Origin of the sequence: Bradyrhizobium sp. USDA 327 (genome assembly GCF_041262065.1) — a bacterium.
Lineage (GTDB): Bacteria > Pseudomonadota > Alphaproteobacteria > Rhizobiales > Xanthobacteraceae > Bradyrhizobium > Bradyrhizobium liaoningense.
The window spans coordinates 4,712,577-4,738,488 of record NZ_JBGCCW010000001.1 but is presented as its reverse complement, the minus strand read 5'-3'; the positions used below and the strand labels follow the sequence as shown (position 1 = coordinate 4,738,488).

Annotated in this window: 20 protein-coding genes; 11 read left to right on the top strand and 9 right to left on the bottom strand. The window is 65.6% G+C overall.

Features of this window, described 5'->3' with window-relative positions; all coding sequences use genetic code 11:
• Positions 1-33: 33 nt before the first annotated feature.
• Entirely contained in the window at positions 34-891 is an 858-nt protein-coding gene (locus ABIA42_RS22245; RefSeq protein WP_370121167.1) for an SDR family oxidoreductase, read from the top strand.
• A 91-nt stretch (positions 892-982) separates the two neighbouring features.
• Here the strand turns inward: ABIA42_RS22245 and ABIA42_RS22240 are convergent, their stop codons facing one another.
• On the bottom strand, positions 983-1,498 hold the full coding sequence (locus ABIA42_RS22240; RefSeq protein WP_271533532.1) for a ferritin-like domain-containing protein: 516 nt from the start codon (positions 1,496-1,498) through the stop codon (positions 983-985).
• Positions 1,499-1,585: 87 nt separating this feature from the next.
• Between ABIA42_RS22240 and ABIA42_RS22235 the strand changes: the two genes are divergently transcribed.
• Together ABIA42_RS22235 and ABIA42_RS22230 are read left to right on the top strand one after the other, a co-directional pair.
• Positions 1,586-1,780 carry a hypothetical protein gene (locus ABIA42_RS22235; protein ID WP_061883519.1) on the top strand — a complete coding sequence of 65 codons (195 nt, stop codon included), beginning with the start codon at positions 1,586-1,588 and terminating at the stop codon, positions 1,778-1,780.
• A gap of 361 nt (positions 1,781-2,141) precedes the next feature.
• Positions 2,142-4,463: a molybdopterin guanine dinucleotide-containing S/N-oxide reductase gene (locus ABIA42_RS22230; RefSeq protein WP_271533531.1), complete on the top strand. Its 2,322-nt coding sequence runs from the start codon at positions 2,142-2,144 to the stop codon at positions 4,461-4,463.
• A 245-nt stretch (positions 4,464-4,708) separates the two neighbouring features.
• On the opposite strand, the gene ABIA42_RS22225 is transcribed toward ABIA42_RS22230, so the two are convergent.
• Positions 4,709-5,686, bottom strand: a complete 978-nt coding sequence (locus ABIA42_RS22225; RefSeq protein WP_271533530.1) for a helix-turn-helix domain-containing protein — start codon at positions 5,684-5,686, stop codon at positions 4,709-4,711.
• A gap of 344 nt (positions 5,687-6,030) precedes the next feature.
• Between ABIA42_RS22225 and ABIA42_RS22220 the strand changes: the two genes are divergently transcribed.
• Positions 6,031-8,910, top strand: a complete 2,880-nt coding sequence (locus tag ABIA42_RS22220; RefSeq protein ID WP_370121172.1) for a winged helix-turn-helix domain-containing protein — start codon at positions 6,031-6,033, stop codon at positions 8,908-8,910.
• A gap of 126 nt (positions 8,911-9,036) precedes the next feature.
• Here the strand turns inward: ABIA42_RS22220 and ABIA42_RS22215 are convergent, their stop codons facing one another.
• From ABIA42_RS22215 to ABIA42_RS22195, 5 genes are all read right to left on the bottom strand, one after another.
• Entirely contained in the window at positions 9,037-9,987 is a 951-nt protein-coding gene (locus ABIA42_RS22215) for an alpha/beta fold hydrolase (RefSeq protein WP_370121175.1), read from the bottom strand.
• Positions 9,988-10,002: 15 nt separating this feature from the next.
• Positions 10,003-10,956 carry a heme-binding protein gene (locus tag ABIA42_RS22210; RefSeq protein ID WP_370121178.1) on the bottom strand — a complete coding sequence of 318 codons (954 nt, stop codon included), beginning with the start codon at positions 10,954-10,956 and terminating at the stop codon, positions 10,003-10,005.
• Positions 10,957-11,038: 82 nt separating this feature from the next.
• Positions 11,039-11,740 carry a type 1 glutamine amidotransferase domain-containing protein gene (locus tag ABIA42_RS22205; RefSeq protein WP_271533527.1) on the bottom strand — a complete coding sequence of 234 codons (702 nt, stop codon included), beginning with the start codon at positions 11,738-11,740 and terminating at the stop codon, positions 11,039-11,041.
• Between the two features lie 194 nt (positions 11,741-11,934).
• Positions 11,935-12,642, bottom strand: coding sequence for a hypothetical protein (locus ABIA42_RS22200; RefSeq protein ID WP_370121181.1), 708 nt, complete (start codon positions 12,640-12,642; stop codon positions 11,935-11,937).
• Between the two features lie 118 nt (positions 12,643-12,760).
• The gene (locus ABIA42_RS22195) at positions 12,761-15,604 is read right to left on the bottom strand and encodes a winged helix-turn-helix domain-containing protein (RefSeq protein ID WP_370121184.1); all 2,844 of its coding nucleotides are present in this window, start codon (positions 15,602-15,604) and stop codon (positions 12,761-12,763) included.
• Between the two features lie 326 nt (positions 15,605-15,930).
• Here ABIA42_RS22195 and ABIA42_RS22190 point away from each other — a divergent pair, with 326 nt between their 5' ends.
• The 7 genes from ABIA42_RS22190 (at position 15,931) to msrA (ending at position 21,329) form a co-directional block, all read left to right on the top strand.
• Entirely contained in the window at positions 15,931-16,599 is a 669-nt protein-coding gene (locus tag ABIA42_RS22190) for a sensor histidine kinase (protein WP_271533524.1), read from the top strand.
• Between the two features lie 45 nt (positions 16,600-16,644).
• On the top strand, positions 16,645-17,334 hold the full coding sequence (locus ABIA42_RS22185; protein ID WP_370121188.1) for a VOC family protein: 690 nt from the start codon (positions 16,645-16,647) through the stop codon (positions 17,332-17,334).
• Between the two features lie 242 nt (positions 17,335-17,576).
• Positions 17,577-18,890, top strand: coding sequence for an epoxide hydrolase family protein (locus ABIA42_RS22180; RefSeq protein WP_370121191.1), 1,314 nt, complete (start codon positions 17,577-17,579; stop codon positions 18,888-18,890).
• Between the two features lie 31 nt (positions 18,891-18,921).
• Positions 18,922-19,770, top strand: a complete 849-nt coding sequence (locus ABIA42_RS22175) for an enoyl-CoA hydratase/isomerase family protein (protein WP_271533521.1) — start codon at positions 18,922-18,924, stop codon at positions 19,768-19,770.
• A 113-nt stretch (positions 19,771-19,883) separates the two neighbouring features.
• Positions 19,884-20,306: an OsmC family protein gene (locus tag ABIA42_RS22170; RefSeq protein ID WP_194392753.1), complete on the top strand. Its 423-nt coding sequence runs from the start codon at positions 19,884-19,886 to the stop codon at positions 20,304-20,306.
• Between the two features lie 22 nt (positions 20,307-20,328).
• Positions 20,329-20,784 carry a cupin domain-containing protein gene (locus ABIA42_RS22165; RefSeq protein ID WP_370121196.1) on the top strand — a complete coding sequence of 152 codons (456 nt, stop codon included), beginning with the start codon at positions 20,329-20,331 and terminating at the stop codon, positions 20,782-20,784.
• 29 nt (positions 20,785-20,813) lie between these two features.
• Positions 20,814-21,329, top strand: coding sequence for a peptide-methionine (S)-S-oxide reductase MsrA (gene msrA / locus ABIA42_RS22160; protein ID WP_271533519.1), 516 nt, complete (start codon positions 20,814-20,816; stop codon positions 21,327-21,329).
• Positions 21,330-21,336: 7 nt separating this feature from the next.
• Here the strand turns inward: msrA and ABIA42_RS22155 are convergent, their stop codons facing one another.
• Complete coding sequence (locus ABIA42_RS22155; protein ID WP_370121199.1) at positions 21,337-24,186, bottom strand: winged helix-turn-helix domain-containing protein; 2,850 nt, start codon at positions 24,184-24,186, stop codon at positions 21,337-21,339.
• A 263-nt stretch (positions 24,187-24,449) separates the two neighbouring features.
• Positions 24,450-25,610, bottom strand: a complete 1,161-nt coding sequence (locus tag ABIA42_RS22150; protein WP_271533517.1) for an MFS transporter — start codon at positions 25,608-25,610, stop codon at positions 24,450-24,452.
• Between the last annotated feature and the right edge of the window lie 302 nt (positions 25,611-25,912).

The following is a 25,912-nucleotide window of genomic DNA, read 5'->3' as shown; positions in this document are numbered from 1 at the left end:
CCCCGTTAGCGCAGTAAACGCCGGGAGTTGTCCATGACCGACCATCCAAAGCCGCCTTATCCCTCGCAGCAGCAACCGATGCCCGGTTCGACGCGTGCGATGCGGCCGCGACCGGATCATGGCGAGGAGAGTTACAAGGGCGCCGGACGTCTGGCGGGAAAGAAGGCCATCATCACGGGCGGCGACAGCGGTATCGGCCGCGCGGTGGCGATCGCCTACGCTCGTGAAGGCGCGGATATCGTCGTCTCCTATTTGAACGAGGACGAGGATGCGGCCGAGGTCAAGGCGCTGGTGGAACGGGAGGGACGCAAGGTCGTCCTGATCCCAGGCGATATCAGCAGTCCCGAGCATTGCCGCGCCATCGTGCGTCGCACCGTCGAAGAGCTCGGCGGAATTGACATTCTGGTCAACAACGCGGCCCATCAGGCCACGTTCAAGGACATCGCGGATATCAGCGACGAGGAGTGGCAGCGGACGTTCGAGACCAACATCCACGCCATGTTCTATCTGACCAAGGCTGCCGCCCCCCACATGCGGCCGGGAGCCGCGATCATCAACACGGCTTCAGTGAACTCCGACATGCCGAATCCGAGCCTGCTGGCTTACGCCACGACCAAGGGAGCCATTCAGAATTTTACCGGTGGGCTCGCCCAGATGCTGGCCGGCAAGGGCATTCGGGTCAATGCAGTTGCCCCGGGGCCGATCTGGACGCCGCTGATTCCATCGACCATGCCGGAGGAAACCGTCAAGAACTTCGGCAAGCAGGTGCCGATGCAGCGCGCCGGCCAGCCGGCCGAGCTCGCGACGGCCTATGTCATGCTGGCCGATCCGCTTTCGAGCTACACCTCGGGGGCGACGCTGGCCGTCACCGGTGGGAAGCCGTTCATCTGATCGAATGTGCCCGCCGGCGCCGAGCGGGTCGCAAGGAGCGTGGCGGCGCCGCGAGCGGGGCCGCCACCAGGTCCCGGTCAGCCGGCCTCAATCACGCGGCGCTGGAGGCCTTGGCGTTGACGCCTTTGCGAAGAGCCACCGTGTTCAGCTTGGTGTTGGCGGCCTTCTCCTCGTTCAAATTGGTCGTGAGGAAGCGCACGATGTCGTCGTGGCCGAGCTCTTCGGCCCACGCGATCAGCGTGCCGTAGCGGCACATTTCGTAGTGCTCCACGGCCTGTGCGTTCGCGACGATCGCGGCGTCGAGCACGGCCTTGTCCTCGATCTCCCCGGCGGTCTCGTCGGCTTCCTTGATGAGGCCGTCGATGGCCGGACAATGAGTGCCGCTCGGCTCCTTGCCGAGTTTCGCGAACACCTTGTCGAGGCGTTCGACCTGCTTGTTGGTCTCTTCCAGGTGGGTTTTCAGCCCGGCGACGAGGTCCCTGTTGGTCGCCTTGTCGATCATCTTCGGCAGCGCCTTCAGGATCTGCTGTTCCGCGTAATAGATGTCCTGGAGCCCGTGCAGCAGCAGGTCTTCCATCGATTTGATGTCCTTGGTGAAGAATCCCATAAAAGACGTCTCCTTTTCACAATGATGGCAGTGGAACGCCGTGGGGCCGTGGCTGTTCCATTCCCGTGGGCAGATCGGGAGAGCCGAATGAACGACGGACAGGATCATCTTGCAGGCCTGCTCGGACGCGCGGCGATGGACGTGTGGGGCGACATGCCCCGCGACATCCAGGAGGCGCTGTTCGAGACCGCCATGAAGGGACGCCCGACGGAGCGTGAGGAGCTCGCGCGGTTACTGCACGAGCGGCATCCGCGCACGCTTCATCCGGCCCGGCCAGGCTGACGCAGCGGGGCGGGAACGATCGCGTGAGCTCCTGATTGGCACGCGGATGCTGCCAGGCCCCGCCAGCATGACGCATTCGCTCGGTGCGGGCTCCGGTGCCCGGCGAATGCCGACATAGACGATCGCCTCGCAACGAACTCTCCTCGCCGACGCAGCGACACGAAGGGCAGTTCGGGCAAGTCCCCCGGCTCTCGACCGGTGCAGGTCAGTCCTATCATGGTCGGGAGGTGCCTTAGCGACGCCACGGCTGGCATTGCGCGGGGCAGGCCAGCGTTTCCGTCAACGCTGATCTCGACGACGTCCGGAGCGGATCGGTATATTACCACCTCGATTGCGCCAGTACCGGAACAAGGATCAGACCATGGACGATACGATTGGCTTTCCCGACCCTGGTCTCGACCTGTCGGACGGCTTCAAGCCGCATACCTCGCATTGGGGCGTCTTCTCCGCGCGTCAGGGCGCGGCCGGGCTGGAGGTCAGGGCCTATGCGGGCGATCCCGATCCGAATGGCATCATCGACAATTTCCCCGGCGCGCTCCGCCACCAGGCGCGCATTGCCCAGCCGGCGGTCCGCCGCGGCTGGCTGGAGCGCGGGCCGGGCCCCGACGATCGCCGCGGCCGCGACGAGTTCGTCTCCGTCAGCTGGGAGAAGGCGCTCGATCTCCTGGGGGACGAACTGGCACGCATCCGCGACACGCGCGGGCCGGGCGCCGTGTTCGGCGGCTCCTATGGCTGGTCGAGCGCCGGCCGCTTCCATCACGCCCAGAGCCAGGTGCATCGCTTCCTCAACATCGCGATGGGCGGTTACGTTCGCTCGGTGAACTCCTATTCCTCCGGAGCGTCCTCGGTGCTGCTGCCGCAGGTCCTGGCGGGCTACGAGGACATCACCAAGCGCAACGTCACCTGGGAGCAGATCGCTGATAACACCGAGATCGTGCTGGCATTCGGCGGCATGGCGCTGAAGAACTCCATGGTGGCCGGCGGCTCGATCAGCAAGCATGTCGAGCGCGGCGCGATGGCGGCTGCGCGCCGGCGCGGCTGCGAGTTCATCCTGGTCAGTCCGCTCCGCGACGATCTGCCGGTCGAGGCCGGCGCCGAATGGGTCACCTGCGTGCCCGGTACCGACACTGCGCTGATGCTCGGCATCGTCCACACGCTCGTGAGCGAAAGCCTGCACGACCAGGCCTTCCTCGATCGCTACACCGAGGGCTGGCCGGTCTTCCTGCGCTATCTCACCGGCGAAAGCGATGGGCAAGCAAAGCATGCCGAATGGGCCGCCGCTATCTGCGGCGTCGAGGCGGATACGATCCGCAAGCTGGCGCGGCGTCTTGCCCGGAAGCGCGCGCTCATCACCGTCTCCCATTCGCTTCAGCGCGCCGAGCATGGCGAGCAGCCGGTGTGGATGGGCATGGTGCTGGCGGCAGCCCTCGGCCAGATCGGCCTTCCCGGCGGTGGCTACGCCTATTCGTTGGGTGCGATCGGCTATTACGGCCGCCGCGTCAACGACGTGCCGGGGCCGACGCTGGGGCAGGGCCGCAACGGTGTCGCGGATTTCATCCCGGTGGCGCGCATCGCCGACATGCTGCTCAATCCCGGCAGCACCTATCGCTACAACGGCGAGACGCGCACCTATCCGGACATTCGTCTGGTCTACTGGGCGGGCGGCAATCCCTTCCATCACCACCAGGACATCAACCGCTTGCGCAAGGCGTTCGCGCAAGTAGACACTTTCGTCGTGCACGAACTCGCATGGACGGCCACAGCCCGTCATGCCGACATCGTGCTGCCCTCGACGATGACGCTGGAGCGCGAGGACATCGGCTATTCCAGCAACGATCCGCTCATGGTCGCGATGCACCGGATCGCCGAGCCGTTTGGGCTCGCGCGCGACGACTACGAGATTTTTGCCGATCTCGCCGACCGTCTCGGAGCGCGCGAACCCTTCACCGAAGGACGCACGTCGCGGCAGTGGCTGAAACATCTCTACGAGCCGACTCGCGCATCGCTGGCCAAGCGCGGCCTCGAAGCCCCTGATTTCGACGAATTCTGGGCGCGCGGCAGCCTGGTCGTGCCCCAGCAGCCCGATGACGGTGGCCGGCTGCGCCGCTTCCGCGACGATCCGGTCAATCACGCCCTGCCGACGCCGAGCGGGCGGATCGAGATCTTCTCGGCCAAGATCGCAGGTCATGGCGATGCGGATTGTCCCGGCCATCCGGTCTGGCTCGACAAGACCGATACGCCCAAGCCCGGGGCGCCGTGCTTCCTCGTCGCCAACCAGCCGGCGACGCGCCTGCACAGCCAGCTCGATTTTGGCGGACATTCGCTTGCCGCAAAGCATCGCGGCCGCGAGGTCGCGCGCATGAACCCGGTTGATGCGGCCGCGCGTGGCATCAAGGACGGCGACATCATTCGCCTGTTCAACGAGCGTGGCGCATGCCTTGCTGCCGTCCACGTCACCGACGGCATCGCGCCCGGCGTGGTCCAGCTTCCGACCGGCGCCTGGTACGATCCGATGGATCCCGAAGACGAGGCGCCGCTCTGCGTCCACGGCAATCCAAACGTGCTCACCCGCGACATCGGCACCTCCTCCCTGGCGCAAGGTTGCACCGGTCAGTTGACGACCGTCGAGGTGGAGAAGTTCACCGGCAATCTGCCGCCGATCCGGGCGTTCGATCCGGTGTAGGGGCGTCAGTATTGCACTTTCGTGCCCCGGACGCAGCGCAGCGTCTCTTCGACGATGCGCTGCAGAGCCGGGGCCCATCTCACCGCAAGCTACCGTGGAGCGTTCTGGGTCCCGACTCTGCGCCGCAACGCTCGCGCGTTGCAGCTCGTCTGGGACACGAGGACTTGCAGCGGCGAGATCGGGAGCAGCAAACAAGTTGAGGCACACGCCTCGGGGTCCCTGTCGTCCGTCGCTCGCCGGATCAGCTATGCGGCGGCGCTGGCAATCCAATCCCGCTCCGGAGGCGCGTGCCGCCTCGGCCGCGCTTCGACCTCGAGCTGTCCGTCCACGTTGGCAAGGCGCCAGCGCGCCGGAGATTGACCGCTGATGCGCTTGAAGACGGTCGAAAAATGCGCCTGCGTGCTGAAGCCCACGGAAAGGGCGATCTCCGCCAATGGCCGCTCGGTGGTCGCGAGCAGCGTCTTGGCATGCTCAACCCGCTGCGTCAGCAGATATTCGCGGGGACGATAACCGGTCGCGGCGCGGAATTGCGCCGCAAAATGCATCCTGGACAGGCCGGCGACATTGGCGAGCTCGGACAGGCTGATACAGCGGTCGAAATGATCGGCGATGTGCTGCTCGACCCGCCGCAACCGCCATTTCGGCAAGGCATTGACCTTGACGCGCGGCAGCTCCATCCGGGTGAGATGCATCGCCAGGGTCTGGCCGATGCAGCTTGTAAACTCCCGATCCGCGGCATCACCATGCTCGATCAGAGCCTTGGCGAGCTCGGCGGCGAGCGGATCGCGCAACAGCACGAGATCGTTCAGCCCATCGGCCTGCGCTCGAAGATGGTCCGTGGAGATGTGGACGTGCAGGAATGCGCACGGCGACTGGAATTGTGCGCCGAGCGGCTTCGACGGGGCGGTGACATAGAGCGACCCCGCCGGCATGGCACCTTCGAAGACGATCCGGCCGCCGCGTGTCAGCTTCGCACGCGTGGCTTTCAGGGCAATGCCGACAAAATAGCGATCGTCCGGCGTCGTCGTTTCGTGCGACGAGTTGCTCCGCGGGTCATCCCATCGCGAGATCGTGATGTCTTCGATCATGCCCTCCGGAGTGCGATCGATCTGGCGCCATTGGCTCTCCCGGGCGATCGCCTGTGTGGGGCGAAGACCCTCGTGATCCTGCGGGGCGACCGGAAAATCAACCCAGGCATGCGCCACGTGCAAGTTGCTCGACATCGTTCGTCCTCTCCTGGTTTTGCCGTTGCTTGCAACGACCGGAAGGCGCGCAAACCAATGCTTTCCATGCTGAGAGGATAAACGTGAGCTGGCCAGGACGCCCGTTAGTGGTGATTAGGAACTGTTAGATTCTGTGGGTGTGGACCAGGTGTGACAGCTCGTCGCAGAGGGGCTGGTTAGGGTCAATTTGTCATGCATTTGCGCAGACCGGAGCAGCCTGAGGAGAGCGCATCGCGTAGACCGACGCGCCGGTGCGAGACCGCTGCAATGCCTTCACTGGACCTCGCAGCGGCGCCTTGTATAGTTGCGCCGCGTTTCGAAGAAGCAGGCAAGATGAGCGCGATGTGACCGAGCTTTCGGCAGGACATGGCCGCGGTAGCGGCGACACTGGTCCGATCCTTGATCTCGATGCCGTCTCGTTCGGACCGTTCTCGCTCCGCTCGCGGCTGCTGGAGAAGGACGGCGTGCCGGTCAAGCTCGGAAGCCGGGCGATGGACATTTTGCGCCTGCTCGTCAGCCGTGCCGGCGAGGTGGTGCCGAAGAACGAGATTCTCAGCTACGCGTGGTCCGGCCTCTCCGTCGAGGAGATCAGCTTGCGGGTCCATGTCGCGGAGCTGCGCAAGGCGCTCAGCGACGGCAAGGACGGCGCCCGCTACATCACCAACATCCCGAGCCGAGGCTATTGCTTCGTCGCGCCCGTGCGGCGTGGCGAACGTGCAGAGCCGCCTGTGACCGCGTCGCGGCCACCCGAAGCATCCGCCCCGCCACCGGCTCTGCCGCGTCGCCTGGATCGGATGGTCGGGCGGGACGACGTCGTGGCCGATCTGGCAACGCGCCTGCTCCGTAATCGCTTCGTCACGCTGCGGGGGCCGGGCGGCATCGGCAAGACCACCATTGCTGCCGCGCTCGCGCATGACATGTGCGACAGGTTCGAAGGCAGCGTCCATTTCCTCGAATTCGGTCCGCTGCAGGACGCCGCGCTGGTCGCGAGCACGGTTGCCGCCGCGCTGGGCCTCGTCGTGCATCACAACGATCCCGCAGGCAGCATCGTCAATTTTCTGCGCGGCCGACGGCTGCTGCTCGTTTTCGACAGCTGCGAGCACGTCATCGACGAGGTCGCGCGTCTCGCAGAAGCCATCTACCGTGAGGCGCCTGGCGTCGCTATCCTCGCGACCAGCCGCGAGTCGTTGCTGGTGGAAGGGGAGCAGATCTTCGAGTTGGCCCCCTTGCCGGGTCCGCCGCAGGACGCCCGCCTTAGCGCCGGCGAGGTGTTGAACTATCCCGCTGCGCGTCTGTTCGTGGACCGCGCCGTCGCGGCGGGCCATCGGGACGACATCACGGACGAGGATGCGGAGGTCCTGGTCCGGATCTGCGGCAAGCTCGACGGCATCGCGCTCGCGATCGAGCTGGCCGCCGCGCGCGTCGGTCTCTACGGATTGCGCGAGATGGCGGCGCTGCTCGACAGCCATCTCCAGCTCGAATGGCGCGGGCGGCGAACGGCGCCGCCGCGCCAGCAGACGCTCGGCGCCACGCTCGATTGGAGCTTTGGCCTGATCGGCGAGAGCGAGCGCATCGTGTTTCAGCGCCTCGCCGTCTTCGCGGGCCCCTTCACGTTACAGGGTGCGGTCGCGGTGGCGGCTGACGCGGCGACGGCGGAGGATCGCGTCGTCCATGCGCTGGAGCAACTCGTGGTCAAGTCGCTGGTATCGGCGCAGCCGGACGGCGCGTCGCGGCGCTATCGCCTGCTTGATGCAACGCGTGCCTATGCCATGCAGAAGCTGGCCGACGGCGGCGAGGCCGATACAATCGCGCGCCGTCATGCCGTATATGTTCAGCGAACGCTCGAAGCCGGCATGACGGAGCCGGGCAGCCGAGACCAGGCGTCCCGCGCGCAGGAGCGGGCGGGCCTGCTCGCCGACGCCCGCGCGGCACTGGCATGGAGCTACGCCAATGCTGACGGCGCCGGCCTGCGCGTGCCGCTCACGGGTAGCTGCACGAGGCTGTTCGTCGAGCTCAATTTGCTGAACGAAGCGCGCATATGGTCCGATCGCGCACTCGCGGCGCTCGATGAGGCCGAGCGGGGCGGCAGATGGGAGCTCGAGCTCCAGTCGACGCTCGGTCACGCCCTCATGTTCACCGAGCGCAACAGCGAGCAGGCGGAAGCGGCGCTCAGGCGTGGGCTGGAGATTTCGGAGGCGCTCGGCGACCACGCCAATACATTCCGGCTACTGTCGCGGCTCAATATGTTCTACCGCCGGACCGGCGGCTATCGGCATCTGGTGCCGACTGCGCGCCACGCCGAGCGGATTGCCCACCTGATCGGCGATACCGCAGGCGTTGCCGGCAGCAAGGCGCTCCTCGGCGTGTCCTATCACCTCGCCGGGGACCAGCTCGAGGCGCAGGCTCATCTCGACGAGGGCCTGCGCGACGACGCCGCGCTGCGTGGCACTCAACCCGGGCATTTCGCCTATTCGCGTACGCCGCAGATTCCGCTTGCGCGCGTGCTATGGCTGCGCGGCTTTCCCGATCGTGCGCTCGAATGCATCCGCCCGCTCGTCGGCGCGTCAGCGCCGCGCGACGCGGTCATGCATTGTATCGCATTGTGCTGGTCCGCCTCGGTGTTCGGCTGGGTTGGCGACTGGTCCTCCGTCGAGGCCATGACCGGTCGCCTGGCGAGGCATGCGAACCTGCACGGGCTCGTTCCTTACGAAGCCGTCGCGAGCGGCTTTCGGGCGCAGAACATGATCGCCCGCGGCGAGGTCCCCGGCGGCATCGACCTGTTGCGGACTGCGCTCCCGCGTCTGCACGCGGATCGCTACGAACTCTACGCATCGGCGTTCGCTGCCGATCTGTCCAAGGGATTGGCGGCACTCGGACGGCTGCCGGAAGCGCGAGAGGTGCTGCACGAGACCATTGCGCGGATCGAGCAGGAAGGCGGCGCCTTCGACATGCCGGAGCTGCTCCGTTTGCGGGGCGAGCTCGAGGCGCATGGCGGAGACCTCGCAGCTGCCGAGGCAAGTCTGGTCGCGTCGGCGACACTCGCCGAGCACCAGGGCGCATTGTCCTGGCAGTTGCGAACCGAGATGTCGCTGGCGCGGCTGCGAGACCGGCAGGGTGTGCCAGATTCGCTTGAGCGGCTCGCGAGCACCTACGCCCGATTCTCCGAGGGGTTCGAGACCGCCGATCTCAGGGCGGCACGGCTGATGCTGAATGAGCCGGCCTGATTGTGCGCGGTCGGAAATCCCGAGCTTAAAGCGCGATGCGATTAGGATGAATCGTCATCGCGCTTTAGGTTGTTGTTTAAGCATGATCTTTTCGGAAAACCGCTGCGCACTTTTCCGGATCATGCTTTAGCCCTTGTCCAGGCGCGCAAGGAAGTCGCGAACGAGCGCGGCGATCTCGTCGGTGGCTTCATCCAGCGCGAAGTGGCCTGCCTCCAGGATGTGAACCTCGGCATCCGGCACGTCGTCGCGATAGGCCGTGGCGCCGGCGACGGTGAAAGACGGATCGTATTTGCCCCAGACCACCAGCGTCGGCGGCCGCGTCTTGCGCAACCAGTCCTGCCATTTGGGATAGGAGGCGACGTTGGTCCGGTAATCCAGGAACAGCGTGGCCTGGATCTCGGCCTGGCCGGGACGCGTCAGGAACGCGTATTCGTCGTTCCAGGTGTCGGGGTCGTAGCGTTCGGGGTGCGGACTTGAGCCGAGATGCCGCTGACGCGTCGCCGCCAGCGAGGTGAAATTGGCCTTGAGCGCCTCGAGCTCGTGTGCCGGGTCGGCCCAGTACCTGCGACGCGCCTCCCAGAGCGGGCTCAAGCCCTGCTCGTGCGACACCGCATTCTGGATGATGATTCCGCGGACACGTTCGGAATGCGCCAGCGCCATGCGGAAGCCGACAGGACCTCCGTAGTCCTGCATGAACAGGACGTATTTGCCGAGACCGAGCTTCGCCGTGAGCTCTCCGATCACGCCGGCGATGTTGTCGAACGTATAGGTGAATGCGGACGGCGGCGGCGCGCTGCTGTTGCCGAAGCCGGGATAGTCAGGTGCAATCACGTGATATCTGTCGGCGAGCAGCGGCAGCAGGGGCTCCCACATCCGCGACGAGGAGGGGAAGCCGTGCAGCAGCAGCACGGTCGGTGCGTCGGCGGGGCCGGCCTCGCGGTAGAAGATCTCGAGGCCCTGGATATCGACGGTGTGATAGCTGATCGAACGCCGGCTCGATCGCAGGTCTTGTGCCGAGGCGTGCACAGTCGTGCAGGCCAGGGCCGCCGAGAGTGCAAGGGTAGCTGGAACCTTCATGTCATTGCTCCGATGTCACGCTGCGGCCCGACCGTCCGCGGCGGCGCTTCGGCGCGCAGCCGCCTCCGCGCGCCGGACGACGTCCGTGAGTTCGGGTGTGAAGCTTTCGTCGTCCTCGATGTGTCCGGTCAGCCGCGCGGTGATCTCCTGGAACACCCAGCCGTTGCCGTCGGGATCGCTGAACGAGGCGTAGGAGGCATAGCTCTTCCGCTGCGGATTGGGGCCGGCCGCGAGATCGCTCGCACTGGCATGGTGGAATATGCCGACGGGATCGTGGAATGGCTCGCTGACTGCGATGCCGCGGCGGCGCAGGTCGGCACATGCGGCTTCGATGTCGGACACGATCAGATGGAGCCCCTGCAGCGAGCCGGGCGCCGCCGTGGTCAGGTTGCTGCCAAAAATCACCGAACACCCGGAGCCCGGCGGAGTGAACTGGATGACGCGATAGTTGTTCGTGCCGGCGTAGTCGATGTCGAGCCGCCAGCCGAGATCGGCATAGAAGCGCTTGGCCCGCTCGACGTCCGAGACCGGAAGGACGACGACCTCGAACTTCATGTCGAGCGTATCAGTGGCTACGGGTTCGTGGAGCCCCGCTTCGAGTATGTCGACGTCCTGCTCGACGGTACCGCCGCTGATACCGATGCCGGCGACAAGCTGTCCGTCGATGTGCAGCGGCGCTCCACCGCCCATCGAGCAGAATCGTCCGCCCGCAACACCCATCAGTGGGAACAATGGCTGTCCGGGTTGCACCATCGGGGAAAGCTCGGTGGTTCGAAGCCCGACCAGCGCGGACGTGTAGGCCTTCCGCTCCGACAGCTCGAGCGAGAAGGCCGGCGCGCCGTTCATGCGGTGCTTGAGAACGGTGTTGCCGTGAATGTCGACGATGCAGATTGCAACCGGTATCTTGGCTTGTACCGAGTGCGCTTCGATGCGCTCTGCGATCGTCTTCGCGTAGGAAAGCAAGTCCATGATCGTGTCCTCTTGAGAGATGTTCCGCGGCGTCGTGAGGCGCCATCGCCGGCGCCTCACCAGATGTGACCGCGGCCGGGATTTACGAAGCCTTCGCCATCGGCTTGCCCCTGAGGGCAGCCAGCAGCGCCTGCGCGGCCGGACCCGACGAATGTGGGTTCTGGCCCGTGATCAGCAGGCCGTCGCTGACGACATGGGGCAACCAATTGGCCTTCTTCGAGAAGGTCGCTCCGAGGCGGAGCATCTCGTCCTCGACCAGGAAGGGTACCACCTTGGTGAGTCCGACTTCCTCCTCCTCGCCATTGGTGAAGCCGGTCACCTCCCTGCCCTGGACCAGCGGCTTGCCGTCCGGGGTCTTGACGTGGCGCAGCGCGGCCGGTGAATGGCAGACGATCGCGACGTGCTTGCCGGCGGCAAGGAAGGACTCGATCAGTTTGACCGAGTTCGGGTCTTCGGCGAGGTCCCACAAGGGGCCGTGGCCGCCGGGGTAGAACACCGTGTCGAAATCCTCCTGCCTGATGCTGTCGAGGCGAAGCGTCTTGTCGAGCTGTGCTTCCGCCGCCGCGTCCTTCTCGAAGCGCAGCGTCAGGTCGGTGCGGAACTCGGGCTCGTTGCTTTTGGGGTCAAGCGGCGGACGTCCGCCCTTGGGCGAAGCGAGCGTGATCTCCGCACCGGAATCCTTGAACACGTAGTAGGGCGCAGCAAGCTCTTCGAGCCAGAAGCCGGTCTTGCGTCCGGTGTTGCCGAGCTGATCGTGGGAGGTGAGGACCATCAATACTTTCATAACTGTTCTCCTTGGGTGCCGTTGCCGCGATGACGCGTTCCAGCGAGGTGGAGACGCATCAGCCTGGGTCTCGTTCGAGCACACGTCGTTCGTTGCTCGCGAGTGCAGTCTGCCTCCGAGGCCGTCTGTTGGCTCGTTATGTATTGTTAGGCGTTGAGAGGCAGAGTAGCCGCCGCTCCCGCGGGGGCTCGTCCCTACTCGAAGACGGCGTCGAAGATCTCGACGTCCATCAGCACGGGCTTGGCGATTACCGTTCCGTCAGGCTGCAGCGTCTGCACGCGTCGAAGTGTCGGCACTACGATGCCGCCGAAGCTGTCATGAGCCCAGGAGTAATGTGCGACTTTGTTTCCGAAGAGATCGTGGTCCGTCCGCCGTTGCAGGGCGCTCTCGTCGAAATAGAAGATCTGTTCAGGCGCGAGCGTGATAAGGCGCGGGGGGAATTGTGCCCGAAGCCGCCGCCACGTCTCGGCGCCCTCACGCCAGGGCGGCAGCTCCTGGACCGTGACATCGGGATCGGCGAGCAGGAACGGGCTGGTCAGATAGTTCCAGATCGCGACGCCGCAGAAGAAGACCAGATGCAGTTCGTCCGCAAGCGCCGGCAAGCCGGCCTCGGTAAACGCGAGGCTCGGGTTGCGCCAGGTCCGCAGGACTTCACCATCCAGGCTCTCGATCGTGATCGCGTCGGGTTGAAAGGAGCCGGCGTGTTCACCTCCGGTGATGCCGGTGAACCGGAGCGACTGCGCGCGGGTCGAGCCTTCCGCGGTCACGTCCTTGAATTCCCGGGCATGTCCCGCGCTGGAGAACAGCGATCCGCCGACGGAAAGGTGGAGCGTAAACCGGTTCAAGCTGTTCCAGTGGGCCAAGCCGCCGCTGGCATCGATTACGTCGTCAAGAAGCGCCATGTCCCGCCATATCCACCATGAAGTGTCGCCACCATGGCGGGGCGTAGGCGGCTTGGCGTGTTAGAAGTTGTTAGGACTTGCGAGCGCGCGCGTTGGCGGTATCTCGTTGAAGATGCTGTCAATTCAGGGCGGCGAGGAGGCCCTTTGCGGCGACCAGATCGCGGGTCTGCAGCCCCTCTTGGTAGCGCGCGACGAGCGGGGCGAGCAAGTCGCGTGCGTCGCCGGCCTTTCCGGCCTGGCGCCAGATGCGGCCGAGGCTGATCGCGCCGCGGAGCTCCCAGCCGACCGCGCATTGGCGCTGCGACAGATCCAGCGATTTACGCAAGCAGCTCTCGGCCTCTACCGGGTTGCCCGACCGGGCGAGGATGTCGCCCTTGATCCTGAGCATCTCCGGCATGTCAAAGGACTCGCCATGATCGGGGATCTGGGCGATCGCCTCGTTGATCGCCTGCAAGGCTTCGTCGGACTGGTTCTGGGAAGCGAGACCCTCCGCGAGCGCCGTCGCAAACACGGTCGTCATGATCCGGTGCCGTGTCGCGTACAACGTGGCCTGACTGCGGCGAAGGTGCTCGATGCCTGCGGCAACGTCGCCGCGGCGCAGCAGCAGCTCGCCCTTCTGGCCGATGCCGACCGCGTGATAGGGGCCGAGGAAGTGCCGCGCCGAATGGTCGATCAGCCGCTCGATCAGGATTTCGGCGTTGTCCCAGTCGCCGACCCAGAGGAACACGTAAATCGTCCAGATCAGGGAGATGCCGAGGGTCAGCGGCTGTTCGAGCAGCTCGGCCTCGCGAACGGTGTATCTGGCGGCCTCGACCGCACGCTCGGGCCGGCCGGTGAGCCAGAGTCCGCGCGCCAGCGCCACCAGCGCGACGATGCGGTCGTCATACCCGAGATGGCCGATGTTCAGCCGTTGCGAGCCGGGATTGTGCACCATCGCGCTCTCACAGAACCGAATCGCCTTGTCCTGGTTGCCGATCAGATGATGCGCCACGCCCAGCATCCATTCGACGTTCAGCGTGGCGGCGGGATCGTTCAGTTTTCGCGCAACGCTCTCGCCCTGCTCGCCGATTCCGAGCGCGCCGTGAAAGTCTCCGACCCTGGTGAGATAGATGTGCAATCCGCGGAGCAGCCAGAGCTGCCAGTGCAGGTCATCGAGCTCCCGGGCAAGCTCGAGACTGCGCGTGAATGACGACCGGACCGCTTCGGTATTGCCCTGCGTGAACATCACGGAGACGCCGAGCGCGGCCTGCAAGGTCATCTCCTGGCGGCCGTCCACGGCATTCGTATCGAGCGACGCCAGAGCCTGCCGGGTCCAGCGGTAGCATTCCGTCAGCAAGGTCAGTTCCAGGAAGAACTGCGCCGCCGAGGCCGCCAGATCCACGCCGATCGTTCGATCGCCGCTCTCCGAAAAGCCGAAGGTCAGTGCGGCCCTGACATTCGGCAAATGGTCAGCATAGGGAAGGAAGCCGCCCGCGCTTTGCATGCCCGTGGATTTGAGGGCGATGTCGTGCAGGAAGTCGCGGAAATACTCGGCGTGGGCGCGCGCGACGCGGTCCGCTTCCCCGTTCTCGACCAGCTTGTCCGCGGCGAAGGCGCGGGTGGTGTCGAGCAGGCGGTAGCGCAGCCGCCGCTCCGCAGGCGAGGTCGCGATCAGGGATTTGGACAGCAGGTTCGAAATCGCCTCGGCGGCTTCAGGCTCGCTGATCCCCTGGCAGGATGCGACGGCAAGCGCGGCCTCCAGCGTGAAAGGCCCGACTAACACCGACAATCCGCGCAGCGTCGCGCTTTCGTCCGGCGGCAGCAGGTCGTAGCTCCAGGCGAGCGCCGCGCTCAAGGTCTGATGCCGCGGAATTGCGGTGCGCCGTCCCCGCCACAGCAGCGAGAAGCGGCTGTCCAGCAGCGAGGCGGTCCCGGCAATGCCATAGGCGTTCACGCGTCCGGCCGCGAGCTCGATCGCGAGCGCAATGCCGTCCAATCGCCGGCAGATCTCGGCGACGAGCGGCGCATCCTCCTCCCGCAGTTCGAATTCGCTCAAACTCTCGGCAATGCGTTCCACGAAGAGCTGGCTTGCGGGATAGGCAAGGATGTCAGCGATGCCGAGCCCGTCGCGCTCCGGCGGGCAATCCAGCGGAAACAGCCGATGGACGCGTTCACCTTCTGCGCGAAAGGATTCGCGGCTGGTGGCCAGGATATGCAGCTGCGGTGCCTCGCGCACGAGGTGCTCGGCCAGAGGGGCGAGTTCGTCGAGGATGTGCTCGCAACTGTCGAACACCAGCAGGATGCGCCGGCTGCGCAGGACCGTCAGCAGGCCCGGTATCGGGTCCTCGGAACTGACGGTCAGGCCCAGCGCGGCCGCAATGGTTCCGGGGACGAGCCGGGCATCCGTCAGCGCGCCGAAATCGACGAAACACACCTGGCGGTCGAAGGCCGCGAGCTCGCCCTGCGCGACAGCGAGTGCGACCGACGTCTTGCCGATCCCGCCGGGGCCGACGATCGTGACGAAGCGATGCTGGGCAAGCTCGGCGGAAATCCTCTCGACGGCACCGTCCCGGCCGATCATCTTCGCGAGCGGTGAGGGCAGTGAGGGGGGCGAAGCGGCGGGCGGGCTCGTCCGGCTCTCCGATGCTGCAGGCCGGAGCAGCGGAGCCGTAAAACAATAGCCGCGTCCCGGGACGTTGACGACGTAGCGGGAGCCCTCGCCCGCATCGCCCAAAGCCTTGCGCAGCGTCGTGATGTGGAAACGCAGGCTGCCTTCGTCCACGTTCACGTCGGCCCAGATGCGCTTGATCAACTCCCGCTTGTCAATGACCTCTCCGGCGCGCTTGGCGAGAAAAATGAGGATGTCGAGCGCACGGCCGCCGAGGTGAAGCGGGGCGCCGTCCTTTTCGAGCAGCCGCGATTTCACGAACAGGCGGAACGGCCCGAAGGCTATGACCGAATCCTGCTCGTTAGTGTCCGGCACGGGCCAACAATTCCAATCAATGAGCTGAAGTCTGCAATTTGATTACCAGATCGAGGCGTCCAGTAAACCGGCCGAAAGTGGCGAAATCGCGTGGCGACCGCTGATCGCACCGGGACGTGTGTCGCAAATTTTGCTTAAACGCGAGCAGTTTACGACGTGAGTGCGACAATTCGTCAGCGCGCCTGACCCTCGACGCACGGGTGTCCACCGCGAGATCGCGGGCGCCGCCGATCATAACAGAATCTTGCAACGTCTAACGGGCAAAACGCGCGCGGCGCATCCACTATAGCCTTCGAGTGAGATCCTGTTTCAACGGGGAGGCCATGATGTCCGGTATCGGTGCTCGGCCGAACGACCACGTCGTTCGACCTCAATTCGTCGCCAGTCTCGATGATCAGTCGCGTGATTGGGAACTCGTGCTGCGGGAGTCCCACCATCGCATGAAGAACACACTGACGCTGCTCGGTGCGTCGGTCCGCCGCGACTTCACGCGCGCGAGCAAGAGGGATGTGTCGCTGGCGGTGGACCGGCTCGAGCGGCGCATCGTCGCCTTCGGCCGGCTCTATCAGCTCCTGTCCGACAACGACGATCTATCGGCCATCGCCGTGGAGCCGTTCTTCGAAAACCTGTGTGGAGCCCTCTCCGAAGCGGTGCTGGAGCCGGCAGGCATCCGCTGCGAAGCCGCGATCGACAGCGGCAGACTGCCGGCTGCTCAATGTCATCGGCTCGCGCTGATGCTCACCGAACTGGTCACGAACGCGGCAAAGCACGCTTTCCCGAACCGAAGCGGTGCGCTGATCCGCATCGAATTGGCGAGCCGCGACGGCGCCTGGCTCTGCACGGTGGCCGACAACGGCATCGGTGCGACCGGTCCGCTTCAGGGCACCGGCAGCCGGATCCTCGAAGGACTCGCACGCAGCATCCACGCGCGATTGCACGGCGAGGCGGGGCAGGGCGGCACGCGGGTGACGATCGTGATGCCGACTGTCGCATGAAGCCCTTCCGTGTCTGCAACCGCGTCTCACATCAGGGAGTTCGACATGACCACCATCGAAATCGATCGCGAAACCGGAACCGGGCCCTCGACATCGCAGAGCGTTGACTTGAAGCTCGAAGTCGTCGTGATTCCCGTGTCCGACGTCGACCGTGCCAAGGCGTTCTACGCCCGTCTCGGCTGGCGACTGGACGCCGATTTTTCGTCAGGCGAGGACTGGCGCGTGATCCAGTTCACGCCGCCGGGCTCGGCCTGCTCGGTGATCTTCGGCAAGAACGTGACGTCCGCAGCGCCCGGCTCGGCGCGAGGCCTGTACCTGATCGTCTCCGACCTGGAAGCCGCCCGGCAGGAGCTGCTCGGCCGCGGCGTCGAGGTCAGCGAGCCATTCCACGGTGCCGGCGACGTTCATGCCGGGCCCGACGAACCGTATCTGTTCGGCAGCGTTCGGCTCGGCGGTGCCGACCCGAAGCGCGGCAGCTACAGCTCGTTCGCATCGTTCAGCGACCCCGACGGCAATGGCTGGCTGTTCCAGGAGGTCACGACACGACTGCCCGGGCGCATCGCGAGCGGCGCCACGACATTCGCTTCGACGACCGATCTGGCGGCGGCGCTGCGCCGCGCGGCGATTGCGCATGGCGAGCACGAGACGCGGAGCGGCGGACACGACGAGAACTGGCCGGACTGGTACGCCGACTATATCGTCCGCGAGCAGGCCGGCCAGCCGCGGCCGTCGTGAATTGCAGGCCAACCCAGCTCCTGACTTTGGCCGATACGGCGCGCGACGACTGACCTCCTCGCGCGCCGTGCCGCATCGACATCGCGTGTTCTGGTTCATCGCGCGGACTCGCAAGGGCTAACGAGGCCTAACAAGCCATAACGAGCAAATCGGACTTGCCCGCGCCAATGTCTGCACAGAACGAACCGATGTGCCGCTCTCGAACCCGATCCCCGGCACCGGTCGAAGCAAGGGAGATCCAAATGACGACGCAAGTCCGCACCGACATCCTCAACCCCGATCGCCGCCAATTGCTGAGCCAGGCCGCGATGGGCGCGGTTGCCGCCAGCATGTCGAGCCTGCTGCCGCTGCAGCCGGCGAGGGCGGCTGCGAACGGCACGATCCGCCCGTTCCACGTGAAGGTGCCCGAGGCGGACCTGCTCGACCTTCGTCGTCGTCTCGCGGCCACCCGCTGGCCGGATCGCGAGATCGTCACCGATCAATCGCAGGGCGTGCAATTGAGGACGGTGCAGGAGCTCGTGCGCTACTGGCAGAGCGACTACGACTGGCGCAAGATCGAAGCACGGCTGAACGCTCTGCCGCAATTCGTCACCGACATCGACGGCGTCGACATCCATTTCATTCACGTCCGCTCGCGGCACGAGAATGCGCTGCCGATGATCGTCACGCATGGCTGGCCCGGCTCGATCATCGAGCAGATGAAGATCGTCGGCCCGCTCACCGATCCGACCGCGCACGGCGCCAGGGCCACGGACGCGTTCGATCTGGTGATCCCCTCGCTGCCCGGCCACGGCTTTTCGGGCAAGCCGACGGAGCTCGGCTGGGATCCCCAGCGCATCGCGCGCGCCTGGATCGTGCTGATGAAGCGGCTCGGCTATAGCCGCTATGTCGCGCAAGGCGGCGATTGGGGCAATGCCGTCACCGAGCAGATGGCGCTGATCGCACCGCCCGAGCTGCTCGGCATCCACACCAACATGCCCGCGACCGTGCCCGACGACATCGCCAAGGCGCTTCAGCCGGGCGGAGTGCGGCCGTCGGATCTCTCGACCGACGAGCGCATCGCCTACGACCAGCTCGACGATTTCTACAAGCATGGTCTCGGCTACGCGATCGAGATGTCGAACCGCCCGCAGACGCTCTATGGCCTCGTGGACTCGCCGGCAGGCCTCGCGTCCTGGATGCTCGATCACGATGCGCGCAGCGCCGCGATGATCGCGCGCGTCTTCGACGGCAAGACCGAAGGCCTGTCGCGGGACGATGTGATCGACAACATCACGCTCTACTGGCTCACCAACACAGCGGTGTCGTCGGCGCGGCTGTACTGGGAGAACAAGCTGGTGTTCTTCGCGCCGAAGCACGTGAAGATCCCGGTTGCCGTCAGCGTCTTCCCGGACGAGATCTACGCCGCGCCGCGAAGCTGGACCGAGAAGGCCTATCCGAAGCTGATGCACTACAACCGCCTCGACAAGGGCGGCCACTTCGCGGCCTGGGAGCAGCCCGCGCTGTTCTGTGCGGAGATGCGCACCGCGTTCCGTCCGCTGCGGCAGTCGATCTGAAATGCGAACATATGCATCAGGAGTGCAAGAGATGAATCGTCCCGAACACACTTTCACGACGGCAGACATCCGCCTTGAGCGCCGCCTGCCGTCCTACTGGCGTGTCACCTTCGACATGCCGCCGGTGAATATTTTCGGCCCGAAGCAGCTGCCGCTGCTGGGCGACATCATCACGCAGATCGAGACCGATCCGGACGTGAAGGTCGTGGTGTTCGACAGCGCCGTCGAGGATTTCTTCATCACCCATTACGATTTCCTCGCGCCGTTGGAAGACTCCCTCGAGATCGCGCCCGGGCCGACCGGCCTTCAGGCGCTGCCCGACATGCTGGTGCGCCTCAGCCGTGCGCCGGTCGTCTCCATTGCCGAGATCCGGGGCCGCGCGACCGGCGTTGGCAGCGAGCTCGCGCTCGCCAGCGACATGCGCTTTGCCAGCCGCGAGAAGGCGATCCTGTCGCAATGGGAGGTCGGCGCGGGCCTCGTGCCAGGCGGCGGGCCGATGGCCCGGTTGCCGCGCCTAATCGGCCGCGGCCGCGCGCTCGAAGTGCTGCTCGGCGCAGACGACATCCACGGCGATCTCGCCGAGCGCTACGGCTATGTCAACCGGTCGCTGCCGGATGCCGAGCTCGACGGTTTCGTCGAGGCGCTCGCGATGCGCATCGCGTCCTTCGACAAGGAGGCAATCGCCGAGACCAAGCGCCTCGTCGACGTCGCGAGCCTGCCGCCCGATGCCGAGATCAAGCCGGAGTGGGATGCGTTCCTCGCCGCGCTCGGCCGCCCCGCCAGCCAGACCCGCATCAGGGCGCTGATGGCGCGCGGCTTCCACCGCGCCGGCGATGTCGAGAACCGGCTCGGTTTCCACGTCGGGCAGATCGGCAGCTAGCCGACGGAACCGCTGCGACGTTCGGCCGGTTGGAACGATGATAGGCGGTCACGCCGATGTCGCCTTTCACCGGTACCGAGCGCCGGTGCTGAAACCAAACAAGGAGAATTGAGATGATCCGCAAGGCAACGGCAGTCTGGAAGGGCACCGGTCGCGATGGGACCGGTCATTTGACGAGCGAATCCGGCGTGCTCGCGCAGACGCCCTATTCGTTCAAGACCCGCTTCGAGAACGAGAAGGGGACCAATCCCGAGGAGTTGATCGCGGCGGCCCATGCAGGGTGTTTTACGATGGCGCTGGCCTTCGGCCTTCAGATGGCAGGTTTCACGCCGGACGAGCTGTCGACGGAAGCCGCGGTGACACTCGAGCCCGAGGGCAAGGGCTTCAAGATCAGCAAGTCCGCGCTGACCTTGCGTGCAAAAGTGCCGAACCTCGACGAGGCTGGCTTTGCGAAGATCGCCGGCGAGGCCGAGAAGAACTGCCCGGTGTCCAAGGTGCTCAACGCCGCGATCACGCTCGACGCCAAGCTGGGCTGATCGAAACAATGGAGACGCTGCCATGCCGCGCCAGGATCTGCCTCGCCAACATCAGCCGGACGAAGACAGGTTTCGGGCAATCCTGCCCGAGGACGTCGCATGGCAGCCGTTCCCCGCTTTCCCGCCGGGCGCGCGGCTGGCGGTGATGGTCGGCCATCCCTCCGAGCCAGGACCCTACCTGGTCCGGGTGAAGGTGCCCGGCGGCACGAAGCTGATGCCGCACAAGCATCCGGAGGACCGCATCTACACGGTCATGTCGGGCGTCTTCTACATCGGGCTCGGCGAGCGCTTCGATGGCGACATGGTGAAAGCCTATCCGCCCGGCAGCGTCATCGTGCTGCCCGGCGACACCTGGCATTTTCACTGGGCGAAATCAGGCGAATATGTCACGCAGGTCTCGGCCATCGGGCCGCTGGGCCTCGAATATCACGATGACGTTGATGATCCGCGCTTGCATAGCGCGGCGGACAAGCGCTGAATATCTCAATCAAACCAATGGAGCGTCAGATGACGACAGAGCGCGCAGTTTTGGCCGGAGGCTGCTTCTGGGGCATGCAGGATCTGATCCGCAAGCAGCCGGGCGTGATCTCCACCCGCGTCGGCTACACCGGCGGGCATGTGAAGAATGCCACCTATCGCAATCACGAAGGGCACGCCGAAGCCATCGAGATCACCTTCAATCCCGCGAAGACGAGCTTCCGGACCATGCTGGAGTTCTTCTTCCAGATCCACGATCCGACCACGCTCAACCGTCAGGGCAATGATCTCGGCACGAGCTACCGGTCGGCGATCTTCTACACGAGTGACCAGCAGAAGCGGATCGCCGAAGACACCATCGCCGACGTCGAGGCGTCGGGCTTGTGGCCCGGCAAGGTGGTGACCGAGGTCGCGCCGGCAGCCGAGTTCTGGGAAGCCGAGCCCGAGCATCAGGATTATCTCGAACGCTATCCTGACGGCTACACCTGCCACTTCATCCGGCCCGACTGGAAGCTGCCGCGCCGCGCGGCTGCTGCCGGAGGTTAGGCTGCCGTCAGGCGCGCAATTGCGCGATCAGGTCGCGCGCAATGCGCATGTCGCGGGTGTCAGCACCCTCGGCGAACGCTCCGCAGACATCGTCGAGAAGCGACAGAGCGTCCGCGCTCCGGCCGGCTCCGGTCATCAATCGCGCGAGGCTGGTAGCGCAACGCAGCTGCCAGAAGTGGGCGCCCTGCTGAACCGCCATGTCCATGGCCTCGTGCAAGCGTGCCTCGGCATCGCCTGAGTGTCGCACGCTCCTGAGCATCAGCTCTGCCTTGATGCGAGTCAGCTCCGGCAGATACCAGAGCTCCTGCCGGTCGTTGCAGCGGGTCAGGACGTCGTCGATCACGTCGAGGCCGCGGTCGATCTGGTCGGCTTCCAGGAAACCTGCAGCAAGCTCGCCGAGCAATGGAAGAAATCGCGGCAGGAAGCGCGCATCGCCGGCGCGATTGAGCTCTTCGCGCAGCAGCGGCAGGCCCGTCGCGACGTCGCCGCGCTTGCCGATGACCGCCGCGTTGAAAGCCCGCGCCCACAAACCCCAGAGACGGATGGCGTGGCGCTCGGTGTGCTCGAGCAGCTCGGTGCCATGGCGCTCCGCAGCGTCGACATCGCCGGCCCAGAACGCGATCGGGCAGGCGGCCTGGCCCAGCACGCTGCAGAAGGTCAGGGCGTGACCATTGGCGCGGCCTTCCTCGATATTCCTGGCGGCGAGGGCCTGGGCCTGATCGGCCAGGCCTTGCAGCCACAGGATGCGGGCGCGGAAATATTGCGTCGATATTCTGAGGTCGAGCGGGAAGATCTTCGGCTTCTCCGCCAGCACATGCAGCGAGCCGTGGACGCGGTCGATGCGGACCCGGGCCTCGTTCTGGTCGCCGAGATAATGCAGCGCGACGGCCATCAGCCGGTCGCCCAGCATGAGATCGGTTCTGTCGGGCGAGTTCGCCGCCGCATTCGCAAAGCGCTCGGCGAGCACGCGGGCCCTGCCGAACTGCCCGTTGTTGAACTGGTCGATGCACAGGCCCCAGAGCGCGCGCAGCCGGAAATCCTTGTCATCGAGCCTGTCCGCCAGCTCGAGAGTCGTCTCCAGGATCGGGCGCGCCTCGCGCGCGCGACCCTCGCCATACATCAGCGACCAGCCGAGTGCCGACAGCAGCTGCATGTGGATGCGGTCGTTGTCCCTGCCGTCTCCGAGCGCCGCCAATGCCGTTCTGCTGCGTTCTCGGCATTCGGCGAACAGCGAAAGGCGCACCCAAAGAGTGATCGCGGCTGCCGTCAGCGCGATGCCGAGCCTGGCGTCGCCGTCGGGCGCGAAAGCCCAATCGAGCGCGGCGCGCACATTGTCCAGCTCCCCTGCATAGATGCTCAACCATTCGGGCAGCGGTGTCGATGTATCGGCTTCCGCGTGTTCGAAGAAATCTTGAAAATGCTCGGCATGGCGCCGCGCAAACGTCCTGTATTCACCGAGCTCGTTCAGCTTGCCGAGGGCGTAGGTGCGCGTGGTGTCGAGCAGGCGATAGCGTAGCGTCCGCGAACCGGATGGGGAGATCAGCGATTTGGTGACCAGGCTGTCGATCGCCTCCAGGGTCTCCGAGGTGCTGAGGCCCTCACCGGATGCGACCGCGGCGGCGGCCTCCGGCGCGAATGGCCCGGCGAACACCGACAGTCGCCGCAATGTGGCGCTTTCCGCCGGAGGCAGAAGGTCGTAGCTCCAGTCGAGGGCCGCGGCGAGGGTCTGGTGCCGCGGCACGGCCGTGCGCCGCCCCCGCCATTGCAGCGAAAAGCGGCTGTCGAGCAGGGATGCCGTTCCGGCGATGCCGTACGCATTGACACGGCTCGCCGCGAGCTCGATCGCCAGCGCAATGCCGTCGAGGCGCCGGCAGATGTTCGCCACCAGCGGCGCTTCTTCCGCGCTGAGCTGGAACGAGCCCGAGCTCTGCGCGATGCGCTCGACGAAGAGCTGAGCCGCGGGGTAGGCGAGAACCTCGGCGACATCGAGGCCCTCGCGCTCCGGCGGACAATCCAGCGGGAACAGACGAAAGATCCGCTCGCCGTCGCTCCGGAACGACTCGCGGCTGGTTGCGAGAACGCGAAGCTGCGGCGCTTCGCGAACGATGCGCTCCACGAGTGGAGCCAGCGTATCCAGCACATGCTCGCAACTGTCGAAGATCAGCAGGGTCGGTCCGGTCCTCAGGAATGTCAGGATGGCCGGCGTCGGGTCCTCCGAGTTCACGGTCAGCCCGAGGACCGAGGCGATGGTGGTTGTGACATGACTGGCGTCCCGCAGCGGACCGAAGTCGACGAAGAAGACGCGTCCGCCGAAATCCGCCGAGCGGCGATGCCCGACCGTGACGGCGACGGAAGTCTTGCCGATGCCGCCCGGGCCGACCACTGTCATGAAGCGATGCAGGGTCAATCCGTTCGAAATCTTCTCGATGACCTCCTCTCGCCCGATCATCTTTGCGAGCTGAGCAGGCAGGGAGCGAGGAGCGGTGATTTCGGCTGCAACTGAGGTTGAGGTGACCGGCGGAGCTGCTTGAACGAACGGCGCGACAAAGCAATAGCCGCGGCCGGGCACGTTGAGGACATAACGAGTCGACTTGCCGGTATCGCCGAGCGCCTTGCGCAGCGCTGCGACATGGAAGCGCAGACTGCCCTCGTCGACATTCACGTCGGCCCAGATGCGCTTGACCAGCTCCCTCTTGTCGATGACTTCACCGGGGCGCTCGGCAAGCAGGATCAGAATATCGAGCGCGCGGCCGCCGATGTGAAGCGGCTCCCCCTCCTTCTCCAGGAGCCGGGACTTTGGAAACAGCCGAAATGGCCCGAATGAAATATGCGAGTCGTGATTGCTATGAGCCTGCACGTGCCATTGCCCCCTCCACGGGAGTCAAAAGGTATTTTGTTGTGGTCTAGCAGAACGACGCGTCCAGTAAACTGGCCGAAAGCAGCATGGCAGACAGCCCGGCGCAGATGGCTTGGGTTTGCGTCGGCCCGCCAAATAGTGCCTTTGAAAGAAGGGTTTAGGTTGGCATGCCAAGATGAGCGCCTGGACCCGCGCTTGCATGGGACCATTGCGGCCGGTGGCGATCCCGGCTCTTCCATCCCGAAAATTCGGCGCAGCGGCGCTCACGCATCGACGCGCGACATCTGGCGCTGCTCCGCCGTGACGATCCGCGACGACAGCGTGACGAGGCCCATCAATGCGGCCAGCAGCCAGAACGCCATTGGCAATCCGCCAAGACCTGCGACGAAGCCCACGCCGGCAGGGCCGATCAGAACCCCCGCGTACCCCGCGGTCGTGATCGCCGCGACCGCAAGCCCGGTAGGCATCACCGTTTGCCGCGCCGCCCGGCGGAACAGCACCGGCACGAGGTTTGACGCGCCGAGCCCGATCAGCAGGAATCCGCCGATGGCGACCGCTGCGATAGGCGCCGTGAGCAGGACCACAAAACCCGCGATCGCCATGAGGCTGCCCCAGAGCAACGTCGCGCGGTCCCCGATGCGCGCAACGACCGCGTCGCCGCCGAGCCGGCCTATTGTCATCGCGATGGAGAACACGATGTAGCCGGCTCCGCCTTGCGCCTCGGTGACGAGCCCCGCGCCGATGACGAGGAGCGCGCTCCAATCGAGCATTGCGCCTTCGACGAGGAAGGTGATGGCGCCGAGCAGCGCAAGCAGCAGCACCGATCCGTGCGGCAGCACGAACAACGGGCCCTCCTGCATCTGCACCGAGCGAAGCAGGCGTGGCCAGGTGAAAAACATCGCGATCAGCATCAGGACGGAGCAGATCAGCGTGCAGGCGAGCGCGCCGATTTGCAGCGAGAGCAGCACCGTCACCAGAGCGGATCCGGCGAAGCCGCCGATGCTGAACAGGGCGTGGAAGCCGGACATCAGCGGGCGTCCCGCGGCGCGCTCCACCTCCACGGCGTGAATGTTCATGGCGACGTCGATCGAGCCGAGCGCGGCGCCGAACGCAAAGAGGGCCAGCGCCAGAGACATGGGCGAGCTTGCGATCGCGAGCAGCGGCAGGACCAGCGCGAGCATGAACCCGCTTGCGACGATGATCGGTCTGCTGCCGTAGCGCGCGCTGAGAACGCCGGTCAGCAGCATCGCGACGACCGAGCCGATGCCGAGGCTGAGCAGGAGCAGCCCGAGGACCCCGTCATCGACGCCGAGCCGCGCCTTCGCGAACGGCACCAGCGGCGCCCAGCACGCGATGCCGAAGCCCGCGACGAAGAAGGCAAGTCTGGTCGCAAGGCGGGTCGCCGGCCGGTCGGCTGAAGACATGAGAACTCCCGGGGAAGCAGGCAGGGGGTGGGGTGCCCCAGGAGCACCAGAATTGCCGCGCCTTTGTGTCAGAGGCCTGCCCGAATAGTCACGGCTGGCCCGCGAAAACATGCGAGCAACCCCAGAGCTCCGTTGGGAGCGCTCAAGGTTCTCCGACGATGCAGGGCGAGGCCGAGACCAAGCATCCGCCCGGCGTTCGACAAACGTTGCTTGATGTAGACAGATGTTGGCCGATGCCGGCCCCCGGCCTGTCGGGCAAAACACCCGATCATTTCCATACGTGTCGGCGTCAAGCCCTTTTT